General features: G+C 73.0%; 22 protein-coding genes and 2 pseudogenes. 10 read left to right on the forward strand and 14 right to left on the reverse strand.

All coding sequences use genetic code 11. The features are described from left to right. Positions 1 to 21 precede the first annotated feature (21 nt). The 10 genes and pseudogenes from E8D37_RS20690 to E8D37_RS11020 all read right to left on the reverse strand — a co-directional run. Positions 22 to 327 (reverse strand): annotated as a pseudogene (locus tag E8D37_RS20690) (HepT-like ribonuclease domain-containing protein); the annotation flags it as partial. A gap of 19 nt (positions 328 to 346) precedes the next feature. After that, on the reverse strand, positions 347 to 652 hold the full coding sequence (locus tag E8D37_RS10985) for a nucleotidyltransferase domain-containing protein (RefSeq protein WP_136569815.1): 306 nt from the start codon (positions 650 to 652) through the stop codon (positions 347 to 349). Between the two features lie 237 nt (positions 653 to 889). Continuing rightward, the gene (locus E8D37_RS10990; protein ID WP_136569816.1) at positions 890 to 1,096 is read right to left on the reverse strand and encodes a hypothetical protein; all 207 of its coding nucleotides are present in this window, start codon (positions 1,094 to 1,096) and stop codon (positions 890 to 892) included. Further along, positions 1,093 to 1,782, reverse strand: coding sequence for a hypothetical protein (locus E8D37_RS10995; RefSeq protein WP_168929707.1), 690 nt, complete (start codon positions 1,780 to 1,782; stop codon positions 1,093 to 1,095). Before E8D37_RS10995 ends, E8D37_RS10990 begins: the two co-directional genes overlap by 4 nt. A 10-nt stretch (positions 1,783 to 1,792) precedes the next feature. Continuing rightward, positions 1,793 to 2,185: pseudogene (locus E8D37_RS11000) on the reverse strand (transposase); the annotation flags it as partial. Positions 2,186 to 2,410: 225 nt separating this feature from the next. Then, on the reverse strand, positions 2,411 to 2,794 hold the full coding sequence (locus E8D37_RS11005) for a DUF4240 domain-containing protein (RefSeq protein ID WP_168929719.1): 384 nt from the start codon (positions 2,792 to 2,794) through the stop codon (positions 2,411 to 2,413). After that, positions 2,752 to 3,012, reverse strand: a complete 261-nt coding sequence (locus tag E8D37_RS19860) for a hypothetical protein (RefSeq protein WP_168929720.1) — start codon at positions 3,010 to 3,012, stop codon at positions 2,752 to 2,754. Before E8D37_RS19860 ends, E8D37_RS11005 begins: the two co-directional genes overlap by 43 nt. Positions 3,013 to 3,122: 110 nt before the next feature. Continuing rightward, a complete protein-coding gene (ychF, locus tag E8D37_RS11010) occupies positions 3,123 to 4,196 on the reverse strand; it encodes a redox-regulated ATPase YchF (protein ID WP_136569819.1) in 1,074 nt (357 codons plus the stop codon). 11 nt (positions 4,197 to 4,207) lie between these two features. After that, complete coding sequence (locus E8D37_RS11015; protein ID WP_136569820.1) at positions 4,208 to 4,642, reverse strand: hypothetical protein; 435 nt, start codon at positions 4,640 to 4,642, stop codon at positions 4,208 to 4,210. Beyond that, positions 4,639 to 6,396 (reverse strand): NAD-binding protein, encoded by a 1,758-nt coding sequence (locus E8D37_RS11020; protein WP_136569821.1) that lies wholly within the window; start codon positions 6,394 to 6,396, stop codon positions 4,639 to 4,641. Before E8D37_RS11020 ends, E8D37_RS11015 begins: the two co-directional genes overlap by 4 nt. Before the next feature lie 44 nt (positions 6,397 to 6,440). Between E8D37_RS11020 and E8D37_RS11025 the strand changes: the two genes are divergently transcribed. The 3 genes from E8D37_RS11025 (at position 6,441) to E8D37_RS11035 (ending at position 9,125) form a co-directional block, all read left to right on the forward strand. Continuing rightward, a complete protein-coding gene (locus E8D37_RS11025) occupies positions 6,441 to 7,241 on the forward strand; it encodes an exodeoxyribonuclease III (RefSeq protein ID WP_136569822.1) in 801 nt (266 codons plus the stop codon). Between the two features lie 144 nt (positions 7,242 to 7,385). Then, the gene (locus E8D37_RS11030) at positions 7,386 to 8,474 is read left to right on the forward strand and encodes a DNA recombination protein RmuC (protein WP_136569823.1); all 1,089 of its coding nucleotides are present in this window, start codon (positions 7,386 to 7,388) and stop codon (positions 8,472 to 8,474) included. Positions 8,475 to 8,540: 66 nt separating this feature from the next. Next, on the forward strand, positions 8,541 to 9,125 hold the full coding sequence (locus E8D37_RS11035) for a DUF6542 domain-containing protein (protein ID WP_136569824.1): 585 nt from the start codon (positions 8,541 to 8,543) through the stop codon (positions 9,123 to 9,125). Here E8D37_RS11035 and E8D37_RS11040 read toward each other — a convergent pair. Both E8D37_RS11040 and E8D37_RS11045 read right to left on the reverse strand, forming a co-directional pair. Next, positions 9,074 to 9,697 (reverse strand): L-threonylcarbamoyladenylate synthase, encoded by a 624-nt coding sequence (locus E8D37_RS11040; protein ID WP_136569825.1) that lies wholly within the window; start codon positions 9,695 to 9,697, stop codon positions 9,074 to 9,076. The genes E8D37_RS11035 and E8D37_RS11040 overlap by 52 nt on opposite strands. Before the next feature lie 302 nt (positions 9,698 to 9,999). Then, positions 10,000 to 11,010 carry a 4-hydroxy-3-methylbut-2-enyl diphosphate reductase gene (locus E8D37_RS11045; protein WP_136569826.1) on the reverse strand — a complete coding sequence of 337 codons (1,011 nt, stop codon included), beginning with the start codon at positions 11,008 to 11,010 and terminating at the stop codon, positions 10,000 to 10,002. A gap of 47 nt (positions 11,011 to 11,057) precedes the next feature. On the opposite strand from E8D37_RS11045, the gene xseA reads away from it, so the two are divergent. Both xseA and E8D37_RS11055 read left to right on the forward strand, forming a co-directional pair. After that, positions 11,058 to 12,326, forward strand: a complete 1,269-nt coding sequence (gene xseA, locus E8D37_RS11050) for an exodeoxyribonuclease VII large subunit (protein WP_136569827.1) — start codon at positions 11,058 to 11,060, stop codon at positions 12,324 to 12,326. Then, positions 12,319 to 12,546 (forward strand): exodeoxyribonuclease VII small subunit, encoded by a 228-nt coding sequence (locus tag E8D37_RS11055; protein ID WP_136569828.1) that lies wholly within the window; start codon positions 12,319 to 12,321, stop codon positions 12,544 to 12,546. Before xseA ends, E8D37_RS11055 begins: the two co-directional genes overlap by 8 nt. A 20-nt stretch (positions 12,547 to 12,566) precedes the next feature. On the opposite strand, the gene E8D37_RS11060 is transcribed toward E8D37_RS11055, so the two are convergent. Continuing rightward, positions 12,567 to 13,232, reverse strand: coding sequence for a DUF4245 family protein (locus tag E8D37_RS11060; protein ID WP_168929721.1), 666 nt, complete (start codon positions 13,230 to 13,232; stop codon positions 12,567 to 12,569). Between the two features lie 97 nt (positions 13,233 to 13,329). Here E8D37_RS11060 and E8D37_RS11065 point away from each other — a divergent pair, with 97 nt between their 5' ends. From E8D37_RS11065 to glpX, 5 genes are read left to right on the forward strand one after another with little or no spacing between them, the layout of a single operon-like run. Beyond that, entirely contained in the window at positions 13,330 to 13,725 is a 396-nt protein-coding gene (locus E8D37_RS11065) for a TOBE domain-containing protein (protein ID WP_206055694.1), read from the forward strand. Further along, positions 13,722 to 14,588: a molybdate ABC transporter substrate-binding protein gene (gene modA / locus E8D37_RS11070; protein WP_206055695.1), complete on the forward strand. Its 867-nt coding sequence runs from the start codon at positions 13,722 to 13,724 to the stop codon at positions 14,586 to 14,588. Before E8D37_RS11065 ends, modA begins: the two co-directional genes overlap by 4 nt. Before the next feature lie 5 nt (positions 14,589 to 14,593). After that, positions 14,594 to 15,406 carry a molybdate ABC transporter permease subunit gene (modB, locus tag E8D37_RS11075; protein WP_240770353.1) on the forward strand — a complete coding sequence of 271 codons (813 nt, stop codon included), beginning with the start codon at positions 14,594 to 14,596 and terminating at the stop codon, positions 15,404 to 15,406. Next, positions 15,403 to 16,476: an ABC transporter ATP-binding protein gene (locus E8D37_RS11080; protein ID WP_136569831.1), complete on the forward strand. Its 1,074-nt coding sequence runs from the start codon at positions 15,403 to 15,405 to the stop codon at positions 16,474 to 16,476. The genes modB and E8D37_RS11080 overlap by 4 nt, the downstream gene beginning before the upstream one ends. Continuing rightward, complete coding sequence (gene glpX / locus E8D37_RS11085; protein WP_136569832.1) at positions 16,473 to 17,495, forward strand: class II fructose-bisphosphatase; 1,023 nt, start codon at positions 16,473 to 16,475, stop codon at positions 17,493 to 17,495. The genes E8D37_RS11080 and glpX overlap by 4 nt, the downstream gene beginning before the upstream one ends. 280 nt (positions 17,496 to 17,775) lie before the next feature. Here glpX and E8D37_RS11090 read toward each other — a convergent pair whose 3' ends face one another. Then, positions 17,776 to 18,639 carry an alpha/beta fold hydrolase gene (locus E8D37_RS11090; protein ID WP_136569833.1) on the reverse strand — a complete coding sequence of 288 codons (864 nt, stop codon included), beginning with the start codon at positions 18,637 to 18,639 and terminating at the stop codon, positions 17,776 to 17,778. Positions 18,640 to 18,729: the final 90 nt, after the last annotated feature.

Here is an 18,729-nt window from a genome sequence, read left to right on the forward strand (position 1 = left end):
ATGTGCTGCGTGGACGGCGTCGGCGAGGGGCGGCAGAAAGTTGTCCAGCACGTCCCGGATCACGTCGACCTCGACGCCGAAGTACCGGTGGACGAGGATGTTGCGGAATCCACGGATCTGCGGCCACGCGATCTCGGGGTGCGCGTCCACCACCTCGGCAGACAGATGGTTGGCGACTTCGCCGATGATCTGCAGGTTGCGTTCGATCGCATCTTCGGCCATGTCGACGATGTCGGGATCGCCACCCTCCAAGGCCGGCACGTACCGCCGGCACCGCTCGACCGCTTCGAGAATGTCGGCGATCCGCTGCGCCACGCTCCGGCTCACAAAGCGACAGCCTCCTCGATCAGTGACTGCCGACCTGCCGCTTCAGCAGCTGTTCCGGGAAGACGTCGATGTCGTCGCGCCCGAACAGCGCCCTGACCTCCTCCATCAAGCCCGAGGCCCGCATGAGGAGGTTGCCATCTGCGGCGTCCATGTCCACGAGGATGTCGATGTCACTGCCCTCGTGCGCCGTGCCGCGCGCGACAGAACCGAAGAGTCGCGGGCGTGTTGCCGAGTACTTGGCCAGCAGCACGTCGAGCTCCGCTCGACGTGCGTCGACCAAGCCTCGGAGAGCCACGCTCTCCGGGGTCACTTCGCTGGCCGACATGTCCTCAGGATAGAGAGGTCCGTCTGTGCTGGTCGAGGACCAGCAGCGATGGCCCATCCGTCAGCCGCCTCGAGCGGCGAACTGCGCCGGCACGCGGCGACGAGGCACCGATCTGCGCCGCCCTTAAGAGACGGGTATCGGTCATTGATGTCGGCGGGCGCGAGAACTGGCGGAAATTTCCCTGTGTCTGCTGTGGTACAGGCCCAGGCCCGAACCACAGCAGACACGGTCCGACCGTCAGCGTGGTGGCCGCATCTTCGGGTGTAGGAAATAGCCTGCCACGCTGACTGCCACCACCACAGCCACAACGAAGAGCGCTTCCAGCCAGGAACTGGCGGAAACGCCTTGCTCTCGGACGATGGTGGTGGTGACGATTACCGAGAAGATGGCGGTCCAGATGAAGTGGATTCGGGCCTTGGTGTTGAGTGCGGCTTTGGCGGTCACGCCTTCTCCCAGTACGTGTACGTAAACGGCGCCACGCGCGTCGTCAATCGCAGTCCCTCACTGTAGGCCGACTTGACGGCCGCCTGGGTCAGGTCGTCGATGAATGTCCATACGGCGGCCACTGCTGCAACGCAGACCACTGTTCCGACGGTCGCGGTGATGCCTTCGCAGAGGGTAGCCGCCGCGGCAGCTAGTCCTGCGCTTGTCGCCTTGGCAATCTTGAGCGCGTCGGACTGGGACCAGTGGATGTAGACCCCGAAAAGGGTCACCTTCACGCTGGGGTCAGCGACGATGGGGTACGCGGTGTCACTGGAGGGATAGATGTGCTGGACCAGCGTGTTGCCGCGAATGGAGTAGTTGGTCGCGACGGGGGCGCCGTTGGCGTCAACAGACCAAGGCGCCAGGATCTCGCCGACGTTGACAGGGACGGTTGTTCCGTCGTCGAGGGTGACCGGCCGGGTGACCGAGACTGAGCCGTCCTCGTTCTCGGTAAGCGTGGTGTCGGAATCACCGACCGGGAACTCCAGCGAGGTCGATGACTCGGGCGAGTTCAGTACCGCGAGCAGCTGTGCGTCTCCGTCGCTTGAGGCCTTCACCACTACGTCCACGTCGGAGTCGGACCCGACGTAGGTGACGGCGTCGTCCTGCTCGATGCCGGTCGCGAGTGCTCCTCCAGGCAGACCCACAGGCAGGACAGGAGTCGATCCCGAGGGTCTTGACCAGCTTGTCCATCCGCCGGGTGCTCACGCCGGCGAGGTAGCAGTCGGCGACCACGGTGATCAGCGCGGACTCGGCTCGCTTCCGGCGCTCCAGGAGCCATTCGGGGAAGTAGGTGCCCTTGCGTAGCTTGGGGATCGCGACGTCGATGGTGCCGACGCGGGTGTCGAGGTCGCGGTGACGGTAGCCGTTGCGCTGGCTGGTGCGGCCCGGCGCGGGGCGTCCGTACTCGGCGCCCACGACCGCGTCGGCGTCCGCGGACAGCAGAGCGTTGATCACGTTCTGCAGCAGCGAGCGCATCAGATCGGGGCTGGCTTCGGCGAGGGCGTCGCCGAGAAGGCCTGCAGGGTCGACAATGTGTGGAGCGGTCATCGCGATGGTCCTCGAGAATTCTGTGGAAGGTTGACTCGAAGGATCACGCGGTGGCCGCGTCCGTTTCCGGCTCCACGCCGGCGACGATCTCAGCGACCGCGCTACACCACTATCGGGGACTCAACTGGACTGCCTCACGGTCGCCTGTGGACGACGGCGCCGTCGACCTCACCTGTGAGCCCGTCGCGGCGCCTGCGGACGCGGCAGCGCCCGCCGCGCGCCCTGTCAGCGGACCCCGATCGTCTCCAGCGCAGGCAGCCTCCTCGCTGCGGACCGCCCTGCCTTCTCGGCGTACTCGACGTACGCGGCCGCCCCGAACGGCTGGCCCATGCCGCAGCCCCGACGGACGCCGGGCAGGTCGGCCAGGGCGTCCGGGTCGGCAAGCACGGCCGCGTACGCGTCCTCGCCCTGCCCGATCAGCCAGCTGCGGAAGTCGCTGAAGAGGTCGTCGCCGAGCCCGACGCTCGGCAGGCAGGTCGCGTCCGCAGCCTCGGCCACCTGCTGTGTGGCGAGCGCCCTGCTCATCCGCACGAACGTCCGGTGGAAGGCACCGACCTGCTGCGCGGTCAGTGGCTCCAGGACGCCGCGCAGCGCCCGCGCCTGGCGCACGTCCCCATCCTCCGCGACCGAGCGCGAGGCGCCCACCAGGACCAGAACTCCTCGTCGTCGACGGCCGGCCCCGCGGCCTCGTCGCTCACGTCGTCCGGCAGGCAGGGCGAGACGCTCGTGGCGTCGGTCGACTCACTGTTCGAGGAACAGCCGGCCAGGGCGAGGGGCACGAGCAGCGCGGCGGCAGCCACCAGCGTGGGAAGGGTCCGAGATCTCACGGAGGGTTCCTCCCCCGCGCACCAGGCGTCCAGGGCAGGAACGCCACAAGCGGCGCAACACGACAGCCCCCACACCGCCAGCCGGGTGGGGGCTAGGTGCCGTGCCGGACTCAGACGTTGAAGCGGAACTCCACCACGTCGCCGTCGTGCATGACGTACTCCTTGCCCTCCATGCGCACCTTGCCGGCCTCCTTGGCCTTCACCATGGTGCCGGCGGCGACGAGGTCGTCGAAGGAGACGATCTCGGCCTTGATGAAGCCCTTCTGGAAGTCGGTGTGGATGACTCCCGCGGCCTCGGGGGCGGTGTCGCCCTGCTTGATCGTCCAGGCCCGCGTCTCCTTGGGGCCGGCGGTCAGGTAGGTCTGCAGGCCGAGGGTGGCGAAGCCGACGCGCGCGAGCACCTCGAGGCCGGGCTCGGAGATGCCGGCGTCCGCGAGGAACTCGGCGGCCTCCTCGTCGTCCAGCTCGGCGAGCTCGGCCTCGAACTTGGCGTCCAGGAAGATGGCCTCGGCCGGCGCGACGATCTCGCGCATCCTCGCCTTGAGGTCCTCGTCGCCGAGCTCGTCGGAGTCGCAGTTGAAGACGTAGATGAACGGCTTGGCGGTGAGCAGCGAGAGCTCGCGCAGCAGCGAGCGGTCGATCGAGGTGGCGATGATCGGGGTGCCCGCCTCGAGCGCCTCCTTCGCCTCCTTCGCGGCCTCGAGGTTCGCGACGAGGTCCTTGACCTTGCGCGACTCCTTCTCAAGGCGGACGACGGCGCGCTCGACGGTCTCCAGGTCGGCCAGGATCAGCTCGGTCTGGATCGTCGAGATGTCGTTGCCCGGGTTCACCTCGCCGTCCACGTGGGTGACGTCCTCGTCCCGGAACACGCGGGTGACCTGGCAGATCGCCGCGGACTCCCGGATGTGGCTGAGGAACTTGTTGCCCAAGCCCTCGCCCTGGGAGGCGCCGCGGACGATGCCCGCGATGTCCACGAACTCCACCGTCGCCGGGAGGATCTTCTCGGACCCGAAGATCTCGGCCAGCTTGGGGAGCCGGGCGTCCGGCACGCCGACGACGCCGACGTTCGGCTCGATCGTCGCGAACGGGTAGTTCGCCGCGAGCACGTCGTTCTTGGTCAGCGCGTTGAAGAGGGTGGACTTGCCCGCGTTGGGCAGGCCGACGATCCCGATGGTGAGAGCCACGGGGCGCGAGTCTAGGCGTCGGCGAGGGACGCCTGCGAATCCCGTTCCCGGGCCCGGCCGTCCTCGCGCCACCCGTGCACGAGCATCGTGAGCGAGAAGACGAGGGTGAGCGCGACGATGACGGCCTCCACGACTCCCCCGCCGCCGCTGAGGAAGATCCCGTGCTCCACGTCGTAGAGGAAGTCCATCCCGAACAGGTACAGCCCGGCCGCCCCCGCCGCCGTCAGCCACAGCGGCGCCCGCACCGAGCCGCGGGTCACCGCCACCAGGGCGCCCGCGCACGCGACGGCGAGCCAGAGGTCGGCCAGCGGGAACGCGTTCTCGAACTCGTAGTAGGCCTCGCGGTGCGAGCTGGCGAGGACGTCGCGGGCCAGCGCCCACGTCGTCCAGTACGCCACGTCGATCACGATGGCCACCACCAGCATGACCTGCACGGTCCTTCTCATCGTCCCCCCTCGTCGGCACGGAGCAGCGTGAGCAGCTCCTCGTCCGGGCCCACCAGGTAGGCGGCGTCCCCCGGCTCGAAACAGGTGTCGCGGCCCGGCCGGCTCACGACCTCGCCGCCGCGGCGCACGAGCGCCACGACGCGGATGTCGGCCCCGAGCTCGCGCATCCGCAGCCCGACCAGCGCGTCGCTCACGGCCATGCGGGCGACCAGCATCGGCTCTGAGCCCACGTAGAAGGTGTCGACGACCTGCAGTCCGAGCGCCTCCCCCACGAACCAGGGGGCGGCGAGGACGGCGGGCGAGCGGGTGTCGCGGAAGCCGAACCCGCCGGCGACGGTGCGCACCATGCTCTGGTCGAAGAGGCGCAGGACGACGGGCACGGCACCGAGCCGGTCGCCCAGCAGGTCGCGGGCGGCCAGGCCGGCCTCGAGGTTGACCAGGTCCTCCGACGTCATGACCGCCACCGCCCGCGCGGTGTCCAGGTGCACCTCGGACCAGGTGTCGGGCAGGGTCGCGTCGGCCACCAGGACGGGGACGCCGAGCGAGCGGACCTCGCCCAGCAGGCGGTTGTCGGGGTCGGCCTCGACCACGACGGCCGGCACCCCGGCGTCCAGGAGCCCCCGGACGACGCCGAGACCCATCGACCCGAGCCCGACGACCACCACGTGCTCGCGCATCCCGGTGATCCGACGGCGGCCGAGCGTGGTCTCGATCTGCCGGGTGACCAGCGCGTTCGTGACGAGGGCGAAGAAGATCGCGACCGTGGTGGCCCCCAGCGCCATCAGCCCGATGGCCCAGAACCGCAGCCAGGGGTCCTGCTCGCGGAAGGAGAAGTCGCCGTAGCCGACGGTGGCCATCGTCTCGACGGTGAAGTAGAGGGCGTCGAGCGGGGACATCCGCGTGCCGTCGGCCTCGCGGTAGCCGAGGCCGAGGACGACGACGGACAGGCCCGCGATGGACGCCAGCGCCCCGACGACGAGCGGGATGCGCCGGTCGAGCGCGCGCACGACGTCCACCCACCACGCCCGCTGGTCGCGACGCGGCCGCGGCGCCCGGGCGCCGACGAAGACGGGCCGCTCGCTCGCGCGCGAGGGCTGCTCGCCGAGGCCGACGCGGTCGAGGTCGGCGTGGGTGCCGACGACGACGGCGCGGTCGCCCGGCACTACCTCGGTGGCGCGGCTGGGGCTGATCTCGCGGGTGCCGTCTGCGTGCACCAGCGCGATGGGCGCCAGGTCGCCGAACTGCCCGCGCAGGGTGCCGGGGCGCACGCAGGTGCCCTCGGCGACCACGAGGTCGAGGCCGGGCAGGCGCAGCTCGCGGCGCCCGGTGCCCAGGCACGCGGCCACGATCGAGGGGACGGCGAGCCGGGCGACGTCCAGGACGGAGACCCCGATCCCCTCCAGCGCGCGCCCGACCGCGGCGTTGCGCAGCTGCACCACCACCTGGAGGTCGGGCCGCAGCTCGCGCGCGAGCAGGGCGGTGGCCAGCGTCCGCACGTCGTCGGACTCCACGCAGACCAGGGCGGTGCAGGTGCGCAGCCCCGCGGCCTCCAACGTGGCCGGGAGGCGGGGGTCGGCGCGCAGGTGCGGGGTGCCGAGCCGGTCGAGCGCGGCGAGGAGGCGGGGGTCGGGGTGCTGCTCGACGACGATCGCCGGGACGCCCACGCGCGTGAGCTGCTGGACGAGCGTGAGGCCCTCGTCGTGCAGGCCGCACACCACCACGTGCCCGCCGGGCGGGAGCGGTGAGGTGGCCATGGGCCGCAATCCTGCCGTAGCGGGCGGGTCCCTAGGGTGGACTCGTGCGGATCGCCACCTGGAACGTCAACTCCCTGCGCACCCGGATCGACCGTGTCGAGGCCTTCCTCGAGCGCCACGACGTCGACGTGCTGGCCGTGCAGGAGACCAAGGCCAAGCCCGAGCAGCTGCCCGTCATGGGGCTGGAGGCGAAGGGCTACGAGGTCGCGGCCTCGGGCTACGACCAGTGGAACGGCGTGGCGATCATCAGCCGCGTCGGCCTGGAGCAGGTCACCGAGCACTTCGCCGAGCAGCCCGCCTTCGGCAAGGGCGGTGCCGATCCCGTGGTCGAGGCGCGCGCCCTGGGCGCGGTCTGCGGAGGCGTGCGGGTGTGGTCGCTCTACGTCCCCAACGGGCGCAAGCCGGACGACGAGCACTACCACTACAAGCTGGACTGGCTGGCCCGCCTGCGCACCGCCGCGCAGGCCTGGGCCGGCGAGCCCACCGCGCTCGTCGGCGACTGGAACGTCGCGCCCCTGGACAGCGACGTCTTCGACATCGCCGCGTTCGCCAAGGACACCCACGTCACCCCGCCCGAGCGCGCCGCCTTCTCGGCGTTCCTCGAGGACGGCTGGACCGACGTCGTCCGCCCCCACACCCTCGACCCGGCGACCTACACCTACTGGGACTACTACCGGCAGCGCTTCGAGCGGAACCGCGGCATGCGGATCGACTTCGTGCTCGGCTCGGAGTCGTTCGCCTCGCGGGTGACGGGTGCGTTCGTGGACCGCGAGGAGCGGGACCCGACCGTCTTCCCCGGCGCGCCGTCCGACCACGCGCCCGTGGTCGTGGACCTGGCCGACTGAGCCCGCGGGCTTCCGGGGGCTCCCAGGGGCTCCCGGGGGCGAGCCGTGCAGGCTGTGGGGGTTGTGCGGGTTGTGCGGGCTGTGTCGGCCGCGCGGCCGCGCGCCTGACCGCGGGCTGTCGGTGGTCTCGGTCATGGTGGGGGCATGGACGTCGCCAGCCTGTTGATCCTCGCCGCCACCCTGCTCGTCGGGGTGCTGCTCGGCGTGCTGCTGGGCTGGTCGTGGGCCCGCGCGCGGGGCAGCGGAGCCCCCTCCGACGCCGTCGTCGCCTCGCTGACCGCGCGCGTGGAGGACTCGGCGGTCGTCAAGGAGGGCCTCGACCGGCTGGGCGACCAGCTGCGAGACCTCGAGCACGCCCGCGCCTCCTGGCAGGGTCAGCTGCACCAGCAGGTGCTCGACATGCGCCACACCACCGACCTGCTCCGCCGTGAGACGTCCTCGCTGGCCACCGCCCTGCGCAAGCCGCAGGTGCGTGGACGCTGGGGCGAGCTGCACCTGCGGCGGGCCGTCGAGCTCGCCGGCCTGGTGGACCGGGTGGACTTCTCCGAGCAGGTCCGGCTCGCCGACGGCGCGCTGCGCCCCGACCTCGTGGTCCACCTCGTCGGTGGGCGCCAGGTCGTCGTCGACGCGAAGGTCTCGCTGGAGGCCTACCTCGACGCCACCTCCAGCGACGAGGACGACGAGCGCGCGGCCCACCTGAGGCGGCACGGCCGGCAGGTGCGGACCCACGTCGACCAGCTGGCCTCGAAGTCCTACTGGGAGGCGCTCGACTCAGCGCCCGAGTTCGTCGTCCTGTTCCTGCCCGCGGAGTCGGTGCTGGCCGCGGCGCTGGAGGCCGACCCGACCCTGCTCGAGCACGCCGCCGCCAAGCAGGTCGTGCTCGCCTCCCCCACGACGCTCATCGCCCTGCTGCGCACCGTCGCGCAGGGCTGGCGGCACGAGGCGCTGGCCGAGCAGACCCGGGAGGTCCACCGTCTGGGGCGCGAGCTGCACCGCCGGCTGGGCACGCTCGGCGGGCACCTGGACTCGGTCGGCCGCTCCCTCAACGCCGCCGTGGGGCACTACAACGCGGCCGTCGGCTCGCTGGAGTCCCGGGTGCTCGTGGCCGCGCGCCGCTTCGAGGAGCAGGGCGTGGCCGACGAGCCGCTGGGCTCCCCGCGTTCCGTCGACCTGCACGCGGTCGAGCGGCGCGGCGCCGACGAGGAGGCGCGGCCCCGCCCTAGCGTGGGCTAGGAGGCGGTCCGCCCCGGGCCGCCGCACCCCACGCAGAGCGGCGTGCGCGCCGCGGAGGAGCTCGCCATGACCGCACGGACCGTGTGGGAGGAGGGCCGGTACCCCGGCTGGCTCGTGGCCGGCGCAGCGACGGCCGCCACGCTCGGTGCGCTCGCGATCGACGCGGGCTTCACCAGCGGCCTGGGCCTGCTCTTCGACTCCGTCTACGTGCTCTCGTGCGTCGGCATCGCGCTCATGGTGCGGCCGAGCGACTCGTTCGTCGCCGGGATCGTCCCGCCCTGGCTCATGACCGGGCTGCTGCTCGTCGCCGCCTGGACCGACCCCGGCATCGTCACCACCGCCGACGACGGGCTCGTGCAGGCGGTGGCCAGCGGTCTCGGCCTGCACGCGTTCCCGCTCGTCCTCGGCTACGGCCTGGCGTTCGGGGTGCTGTGGATGCGGGACCGGGTCCGCAAGGCCCACGCCCACCCGAAGCCGCAGTCGTCGGCGCACCCGTCGCCGCGGCCCGCCCCTGTCGCTCGATCGCAGGCGGGCACGACGCGCCCGGGCGTCCGGCCGGTCACCGTCCAGCGCCCGGCGGGCCGACCCGCCCCCGTGGGCTACTCGAACCGCGAGGCGTCGCCTGCACCGAGGCGCGTCACCTCGGGGTAGCCCTCGGACCAGTCGACGACCGTGGTCGGCACCGCCGGGGTCTCCCCGGCCTCGATGACGATGTCGACGACGTGGTCGAGCTCCTCCTTGACGTCCCAGCCGATCGTGCGGGGCTCCTCCTCGCCCGGCAGGATCAGCGTCGACGACAGCAGGGGCTCACCCAGCTCGGCCAGGATCGCCTGGGTCGCGACGTGGTCCGGGATGCGCACGCCGACCGTCTTCTTCTTCGGGTGCAGCAGCCGCCGCGGCACCTCCGGGGTGCCCGGGAGGATGAAGGTGTAGGGGCCCGGCGTGCACGCCCGGATCGCCCGGAACGCGGCGTTGTCGACGTGCACCAGCTGCCCGAGCTGGCCGAAGTCGGCGCACAGCAGCGTGAAGTGGTGGCGGTCGTCGAGGCCGCGGATCTTGAGGATGCGGTCGCGACCGTCCCGGTTGCCCAGCCGGCAGCCGAGCGCGTAGCCGGAGTCGGTCGGGTAGGCGATCAGCGCGTCCTCGTCCTTGATCGCCTCCACGACCTGGCGGACCATCCGTGCCTGCGGGTTCTCGGGGTGAAGATCGACGAAACGTGCCACGCCCAGCAGCGTATCCCCGGGGCCTCCCCCAACCGGCGCCGGTGGGTGCTGCTCGTCGGGGGGGTGCGGACGTCATGCGTCGCGGCGCGATCCAGGGCCGGTACGGATGACGTCCCGGGCGGGCGACCGGCGGTGGCCCACCAACGTGATCGCCGGGCCGGACGGTTGCTCACACACCGCCACCCAACCGCCCCGCGATCAGCGGTGCCCCAGCAACGTCATCACCAAGCCAGACGGTTGCTCACACACCGCCACCCAGCCAGCCCAGCCGCCCCGCGGCCGAACCAGCCGCCGAAAGAGCGTCAGCCCTCGGCAGCGATGCGGGCGGCCTTGAGGTCGCGGCGCAGCTCCTTGGGGAGCGCGAAGACCAGGGACTCCTCGGCGGAGTGGACGGCGCGGGCGTCGGGGTAGCCACGCTCGGCGAGGAACGCGAGGACGCCCTGGACGAGCTCCTCGGGCACGGACGCGCCGGAGGTGACCGAGACGGTGGAGACGCCGGCCAGCCAGGCCTCGTCGATCTCGGAGGCGTCGTCGACGCGGTAGGACGAGCCGGCGCCGGCCTCGAGGGCGACCTCGACGAGCCGCACGGAGTTCGAGGAGTTGCCGGAGCCGACGACGATGACGAGGTCGGAGTCCTTGGCGATCTCCTTCACGGCCAGCTGGCGGTTCTGCGTGGCGTAGCAGATGTCGTCGCTGGGCGGGTCGAGCAGCAGCGGGAAGCGCTCACGGATCGCGTCGACGGTCGCGAGGGTCTCGTCGACGGACAGCGTCGTCTGGGACAGCCACGCCACCTTGGCGGGGTCGCGCACGACGACGTTCGCGACGTCCTCGGGGCCCTCCACCAGCTGGATGTGCTCGGGCGCCTCACCGGCGGTGCCCTCGACCTCCTCGTGGCCCGCGTGGCCGATGAGGAGGATGTCGTAGTCCTCGTTCGCGAACCGCTTGGCCTCGTGGTGCACCTTCGTCACCAGCGGGCAGGTCGCGTCGATGGTCTTGAGGTTCCGCTCGGCGGACTCGCGGTGCACCTCGGGGCTCACGCCGTGCGCGGAGAACACCACCGTGGCGCCCTCGGGCACCTCCGGGATCTCCTCCACGAAGATCGCGCCGCGCTTCTCGAGCTCGGCCACGACGTGCTTGTTGTGGACGATCTGCTTGCGCACGTACACGGGCGGGCCGTAGAGGTCGAGCGCCTGCTCGACGGTGACGACGGCGCGGTCGACGCCCGCGCAGTAGCCGCGCGGCGCGGCGAGCAGGACCTGCTTCTCCGCCTCCTCGGGCGACAGGACCGGCGGCATCCCCATGTCGGTGCTCATGGCGCCATCGTAGGGGGCTGTCGGTGGGGTCCTCTAACCTCGCCGTCATGCCCCTGGAGACCTCCCCCGGCGCGCCCGCGCCCGTGCGGCAGATCGCCAACCTCATCTCGGGCTACATCGACCGTCTGGGCGCGGTCTGGGTCGAGGGCCAGGTGGCGCAGGTGAGCCGCCGCCCCGGGGTGGGCACCGTCTTCCTCACGCTGCGTGACTCGGTGGCGGACGTCTCGGTGAGCGTGACCTGCACGCGGGTCACCTTCGACAGCCTCAACCCGCCGCTGGTCGAGGGCGCCAGCGTCATCGTCAACGCCAAGCCGACCTACTACGCCCCGCGCGGCACGCTCTCGCTGTTCGCCCGGGAGATCCGGATGGTCGGGCTGGGCGAGCTGCTCGCGCGGCTCGAGCGGCGCCGCCAGCTGCTCGCCGCCGAGGGCCTCTTCGACCAGGCCCGCAAGCGCAGCCTCCCGTTCCTGCCCACCCGCGTCGGCCTGGTCACCGCGCCCAACAGCGCCGCCGAGCGCGACGTCCTGGAGAACGCCCGCCGCCGCTGGCCTGCCGTCGCGTTCGAGGTCGCCCACGCCACCATGCAGGGCACCCGCTGCGCCGGCGAGGTGATCGAGGCGCTGCGCCGGCTCGAGGCGCACCCGGAGGTCGACGTCATCGTCGTCGCCCGCGGCGGCGGCTCGGTGGAGGACCTGCTGCCCTTCTCCGACGAGGGCATCATCCGCACCGTCCACGCGCTGCGCACGCCGGTCGTCTCCGCCATCGGCCACGAGCCCGACACCCCGCTCCTCGACCTCGTGGCCGACGTCCGCGCCTCCACGCCCACGGACGCGGCCAAGAGGGTCGTGCCGAACGTCGCGGAGGAGCTCTCCGGCGTCCGCTGGGCCCGCGAGCGGCTCCGGACGCTGCTCGTCGGCCGGGTCGAGCGCGAGCAGCACACGCTGGACTCCCTGCGCTCCCGCCCCGTCCTCGCCGACCCCCGCAGCCTCCTGGACGACCGCACCGCCGAGCTCGACGCCCTGCGCGAGCGCGCCCGGCGGAGCCTCTCCCACCGGCTCGACCGCGCCGCCGACGAGATCGACCACCACCGGGCGCGGGCCCGCGCCCTCTCCCCGCTGGAGACGCTGCGGCGCGGCTACGCCGTCCTCCAGGACGCCGAGGGGCACGTCGTGTCCACGATCGACGAGGTGGCCGCGGGCGGCCGGGTGTCGGTGCGGGTCGCCGACGGCCGGGTGCACGCCGAGGTCACCGGCACCGAGCCCGCGAGCGGGCGCACCGACCAGCAGCACGAACAGGACGAGGACACCGATGGCTGAGAAGAAGACGACCGAGCCGGGCCTGGGCGACCTCACCTACGAGCAGGCCCGCGAGGAGCTCGTGGAGACCGTGCGGCGACTCGAGGCCGGCGGCACGACGCTGGAGGAGTCCCTGGCCCTCTGGGAGCGCGGCGAGCGCCTCGCCACGGCCTGCCAGGGCTGGCTCGACGGCGCCCGGGCGCGGCTCGAGGCAGTGCTGGAGGCCGACTCCGAGGGCTGAGCCCCCCGGAGGGCCGGGCCTCAGGACGCCGAGGCCGAAGAGGAGGCGACGAGCAGCCCCAGCACCTGCTGCAGGTCCTCGGTGGAGGCCGAGCCGTAGACGACGACGGTCTTCTTCCGGCCGCCGGTGCCGATCGTGGCGGTGTAGGCGGTGTCCCCGCCCTCGTCCGTCCAGACCTTCCAGGTGGAGGGGACGCCGGCGGGCGCGTCGGGCAGCGTCCAGGTGCCCTGCTCGTGCGCGGCGGTGTCGACCAGCGTCTCGAGCAGGTCCTCGACGTCCTCGTCCTCCACGTGCACGCCCACGAACGTGTCGTTGCTCGTGAGCATCGCGATGTCGAGCAGTCCCTCGGCGGTCGGGACGAGCGGGTCGGCGTTGAGGCGCCAGCCGTCGGGCAGCGCGGAGGGGTAGACCCAGGTCCCGTCGGCGTAGGCGAACGAGCCGACGACGTCGCTGTAGGAGACGTCCGAGCCCGTGACGGTCGGCTCCGTGCGGAACAGCCCGAACGCCTGCCAGGCCGCGACGACCACCACGACCAGCACCACCATGGAGGCGACCAGCCCGTTGGTCGAGCGCTTGTAGCGCCCGGGACGGCCGGCCGGGATGCCCATGGCACCGGGCTCCTGCGGGCTCGCTGAGGTGGCCGGGTCGGCCCCGTCCGGCTCGGGCTGCGTCGCCTGGTCGTTCACGTCCCCCATGGTCCCCGATGGTGCGCGACGCACCACACTCGGCCCCGGCCGCGGCGTTGGAGCGACACCGGTGCCGCACATGCGGCACACTGCCCGGGTGACCCACTACGCAATTGCGGAGGCAGCCACCGTGCTCGGCGTCAGCGACGACACCGTCCGCAGGTGGGTCGAGGCGGGCCGCGTCGCCTCCCGCCGCGAGGCGGGCCGCCTGGTCATCGACGGCCCCGACCTCGCCGAGCTCGCCGGCGGGCTGCTGGAGCGACCGGACCCGGACCTGACCAGGACCGCCCAGGTCAGCGCCCGCAACCGGCTGCCCGGCATCGTCCTGCGCGTCGTGGCGGACACCGTCATGGCGCAGGTCGACATGGCGTGCGGGCCCTACCGGCTCGTCTCGCTCATGTCGACCGAGGCCGCCACCGAGCTCGGCCTCGCCCCCGGCTCGCGCGTCGTCGCGAGCGTCAAGTCCACCAACGTCACCGTGGAGACCCCGTGAACCCCCGCTCCCCCCTGCCCAGCACCGCCCGCACCGCCCGCACCGCCCGCACCGCCGCCCGGCTCCGCCGCGTCGCCGGGGCCGCCTGCCTCGCCCTCGCCCTCACCGGCCTCGCGGCGTGCAGCTCCGGCTCGAGCTCCACGGACGCGAGCGGCAGCACCGACAGCAGCACCGACAGCAGCAGCGGCCAGGTCGACCTCACGATCCTCGCGGCGGCCTCCCTGACCGAGTCCTTCACGACCCTCGCCGACGACTTCGAGAAGGCCCACCCGGACGTCCACGTGACGCTCTCGTTCGACTCCTCCGCCACGCTCGCCTCGCAGGCGCTCGACGGCGCCCCGGCCGACCTCCTCGCCACCGCCGACACCACCACGATGGACTCGGCCACCGACGCCCTCGACGACGCCCCGGAGATCTTCGCCAGCAACACGCTGACGATGGTCGTGCCGGCCGACAACCCGGCCGGCATCACCGACTTCGCCGACGCCGTGGACGGCGACGCCACCTACGTGGCCTGTGTCGAGACCGCACCCTGCGGCTCCCTGTGGGCCGCGATCTCGAAGGAGGAGGGCGTCACCTCCCAGCCCGCCAGCCTCGAGGTGGACGTGAAGTCGGTGCTGCAGAAGGTGACCAGCGACGAGGCGGACGCCGGGTTCGTCTACGTCACCGACGCGGCGGCCGCCGGCGACGCGGTGCAGACCTTCACGGTGCCGGGCGCCGAGGACCACGTGACCTCCTACCCGATCGCGCCGCTCACCCAGTCCGAGCACCCGACGCTGGCCCGCAAGTTCATCGAGCTCGTCATGTCGGCCGAGGGGCAGAAGGTCCTCGCCGACGCCGGCTTCTCCGCGCCGCAGGGCTGACCCGCGTGACCGCGCCCGTGCGGCTGGGCCGCCCGCCCGTCGTCCTGCTGGTGCCGGCGGTCCTCGCCTCGGCGCTGGTGGTCGTGCCGCTCGTGGCGCTCGTCGCGTCCGCCCCCTGGTCGACGATGGGCGAGCGCCTCGCCTCCTCCGCGGTGGCGCAGGCGCTCGCCCTGTCGATCGGGACGTCGCTGGTCACCGTCGTGGCCTGCCTGCTCCTCGGCACCCCGCTGGCGTGGGTGCTGGCACGCGTCCAGGCGCCGGGGCTCGCGGTCCTGCGGGCCCTGGTGACGGTCCCGCTGGTGCTGCCCCCGGTCGTCGCCGGCGTGGCGCTGGCCAGCGCGTTCGGCCGCACCGGCCTCGTCGGCGAGCCGCTGCGCGAGCTCACCGGGATCACGCTGCCGTACACGACCGCCGGGGTCGTGGTGGCGCACGTCTTCTGCTCGCTGCCGTTCTACGTGCTCAGCGTCGAGGCCGCGCTGCGCGCCGCGGGCGAGCAGCACGACGCGGTCGCGGCGACGCTGGGCGCGTCGCGCTGGTACGCGTTCCGGCGCGTCCTGCTGCCGCTGGCGCTGCCGGGGATCGTCGCCGGCAGCGTCCTGGCCTGGGCCCGCAGCCTGGGCGAGTTCGGCGCCACCATCACCTTCGCCGGCAACTTCCCCGGCACCACCCAGACGATGCCCTCGCTCATCTACGTCGCGCTCCAGGCCGACGCGGACGACGCGAAGGCCCTCGCCCTGGTGCTGCTGGCCGTGTCCGTGGCCGTGCTGGCCGGGCTGCGGCACCGCTGGCTCGACCCGCTGCGCGGGGGCGGGCGATGACCGCCCCGACGGACGACACCGGCGGCACCGGCGGCAGCACCAGCACCAGCGCCGACACCAGCGCCGCGGGCCTGGCCGCCGACCTGACGGTGCCGGGGCGCGTCACGGCCCGCCTGGACGTGGCTGCGGGCAGCGTCGTGGCGGTGGTCGGACCCAACGGCGCCGGCAAGTCCTCGCTCCTGGGCGCCCTGGCCGGCACGGTCCCCGCTGACGGCACGCTGCGCGTCGCCGGCCGCGACCTCACCCGGCTCACGGTGCCCGAGCGCCGCGTCGGCCTCGTCCCCCAGGACGCCGGCCTCTTCGGCCACCTCTCCGCGCTGGAGAACGTCGCGTTCGGACCGCGCGCCCGCGGCGTGCCGCGCCGCCGCGCCCGGGCGGAGGCGGCCGACTGGCTCGCGCGCCTCGGGGTGGGCCACCTGGCCGACCGCCGCCCCGCGCAGCTCTCGGGCGGCCAGGCCCGGCGGGTGGCCGTGGCCCGGGCGCTGGTCACCGCGCCGGACCTGCTCCTCCTCGACGAGCCGTTCGCGGGGCTGGACGTCACGGTCGCGGCCGCGCTGCGCGGCGAGCTCGTCAGCCACCTGGCGCGGGCGGCGGCCGAGCGCGGCACGGTCACCCTGCTCGTCACCCACGACCCCGTGGACGCGCTCACGCTGGCCGACACCGTCGTGGTCCTCGAGGCCGGCCGGGTCGTGCAGACGGGCGAGCCGCACGCCGTCGCGGCCGCGCCCACGAGCGAGCACGTCGGGCGGCTCGTCGGGCTCAACGTCGTCCACCGCCCCTCGGCCGCCGACGGCACCGGGGAGGGCGAGGTCCTCACGTTCCCGCCCTCGGCTGTGGTCCTCGACCCCGAGGAGCCGCGCTCGTCGGCGCGGCTGCGCTGGCGGGGCACCGTGCGGGGCGTGACCCGCACCGGCGGGGTGGTCCGCGTACTGGTCGAGACCACCGACGGCGCGAGCCTGCTCGCGGACGTGACGCCGACCAGTGCGGAGCGGCTGCTCGTCTCAGCCGGGAGTGAGATCTGGCTCAGTGTCAAGGAGACCGCCGTCACCGCGGCTACCATGCGGCCATGACCGAGCCGGCCACCTTGACTGTCGCCCCCGAGTCCCCCGACCGCAACCTCGCCCTGGAGCTGGTGCGGGTCACCGAGGCGGCCGCCATGGCCGCCGGCCGCTGGGTCGGCCGCGGTGACAAGAACGGCGCGGACGGCGTGGCCGTCAACGCCATGCGGGTACTCATCTCCACCGTCGCCATGGACGGCGTCGTCGTCATCGGCGAGGGCGAGAAGGACAACGCCCCCATGCTGTTCAACGGCGAGCACGTCGGCGACGGCAGCGGCCCCGAGTGCGACGTCGCCGTCGACCCGATCGACGGCACCACGCTGTGCGCGAAGGGCATGACCAACGCCGTCTCCGTGCTCGCCGTCGCCCCGCGCGGCTCGATGTACGACCCGTCCGCCGTCTTCTACATGGACAAGCTCGTCACCGGCCCCGAGGCCGCGGGCGTCGTCGACATCCGCGCCTCCGTGGAAGACAACATCCACGCGGTCGCCAAGGCCAAGGGCAAGACGCCCAAGGACGTCACGGTCTGCGTCCTCGACCGCCCCCGCCACGACCAGCTCGCCGAGAAGATCCGCGCGACCGGCGCGATGATCAAGTTCATCTCCGACGGTGACGTCGCGGGCTCCATCCTCACCTGCCGCCCCGACTCCTCCGTCGACCTGCTGCTCGGCATCGGCGGCACCCCGGAGGGCGTCATCACCGCCTGCGCGATGAAGGCCATGGGCGGCACGATCCAGGGCAAGCTCCGCCCCAAGGACCTCGAGGAGCGCGAGAAGGCGCTCGAGGCCGGGCTGGACCTCGACCAGGTGCTCGACACCGACACCCTCGTCACCGGCGACGACTGCTTCTTCGTCGCCACCGGCATCACCGACGGCGAGCTCCTCCGCGGCGTCCGCTACTTCCCCGGCGGGGTCTCCACCCAGTCGCTGGTCATGCGCTCGCGCTCGGGCACGATCCGCCAGATCGAGTCGCAGCACCAGCTCGCCAAGCTGGCCGCCTACTCGGCGATCGACTTCGACTTCCAGGGCTGAGCCCTCCAACTGAGTCGGCACCGTTCGGTCCTCGTGCCCACGAGGACCGAACGGCCCTCGGGGCGGTGGGTCTGCGCATCGGTGCAGGTCAGCGTGGTGCTGCGGGGCCGGTGTTCGGGTTGGGTCCTCGTGGCTACGAGGACCGAACGGACAGACCGCTGGGCAGCGTTGAGTCCTCGTCCAGCCAGCCCAGCCCGCCCTCCAGGGCGCGCTCCGGAGCCCCGACCCCCGCCAGCGGGGCCGGGGCTCCGGCCGTCTCAGGGTCGGGATCGGGCCGGGGTCAGGCCGTCTGCTCGAAGGGGAGGACGTCGGCCAGCGGCGCGTCCTCGACCAGGGTGCGGTGCCGGGCCAGCGCCTCGCGCACCACGCCGGCGACCAGGGGGCTCACGCCCATCCCGAGGTGGGTGCCCTCGACCTCGACCGCGGCGTGCGCCTCGGGGTCGATGCAGGCCTGCCAGGCGACGATGCCGTCTCCGCGGCTGTAGACGCAGGTGTGCGGGACGTCCGCGGCCAGGGCTGCCCGCGAGTCCTCGAACGACGACTCGGCGCAGGCCCCGCGCACGCAGTCGTGGCCCATCACGGTCTCCACGCCCGCGGCGTTGAGCCCCACCAGCGCGGCGATCGACACGCTGAGCGCCAGGTGGTGGGCACCGGGCGCCAGCACGGGGCTGCCCAGGGTCGTGAGGCCGGAGACGAGGTCGGGACGGGCGGCCGCGACGCCGCGGGCCAGCATCCCGCCGAGGCTGTGGCCGACCAGCTGGACGCGGGAGCCGGTGCGCTCCGCGACGTCCTCGAGGCGACGCTCGACGAGGGTGGCCATCTCGGCGGTGCAGCCGACGTTCGCCGCGATCCCGGAGCGGTAGGTGCGCCAGCCCGCGCGCCGCAGCGAGCGGTGCAGGGGCAGCAGGGTGTAGTCGCCGCACAGGAACCCGGGCACGAGGAGGACGGGGTCGTCGCCGCCGTCCTGCGTGGGGGCCCAGCGCCGGGCCAGCGGGAGCCGGGTGGCCCGCTCGCGGGCGTGGGCGCCGACCTCGCCGGCGACGGCGTGCGCGCCCTCGCGCAGCAGGTGACGCTCGCGCAGCACCGCCGTGACACCGGGGCGGGCGAAGCCCTCCGGCAGCAGCAGTGATGAGGCGTGGGTCACATTCCTACAGTACGGCCGTCCACCTCCCCCTGTGAGGTGGCCCACAGAAAACGTTTGTGAAGATCCGCCCGCGGAGACCTCGGGTTCACT

The sequence above is a fragment of the Nocardioides sp. GY 10127 genome, from assembly GCF_004919085.1.
In the GTDB taxonomy this organism is placed as follows: Bacteria; Actinomycetota; Actinomycetes; order Propionibacteriales; family Nocardioidaceae; genus Nocardioides.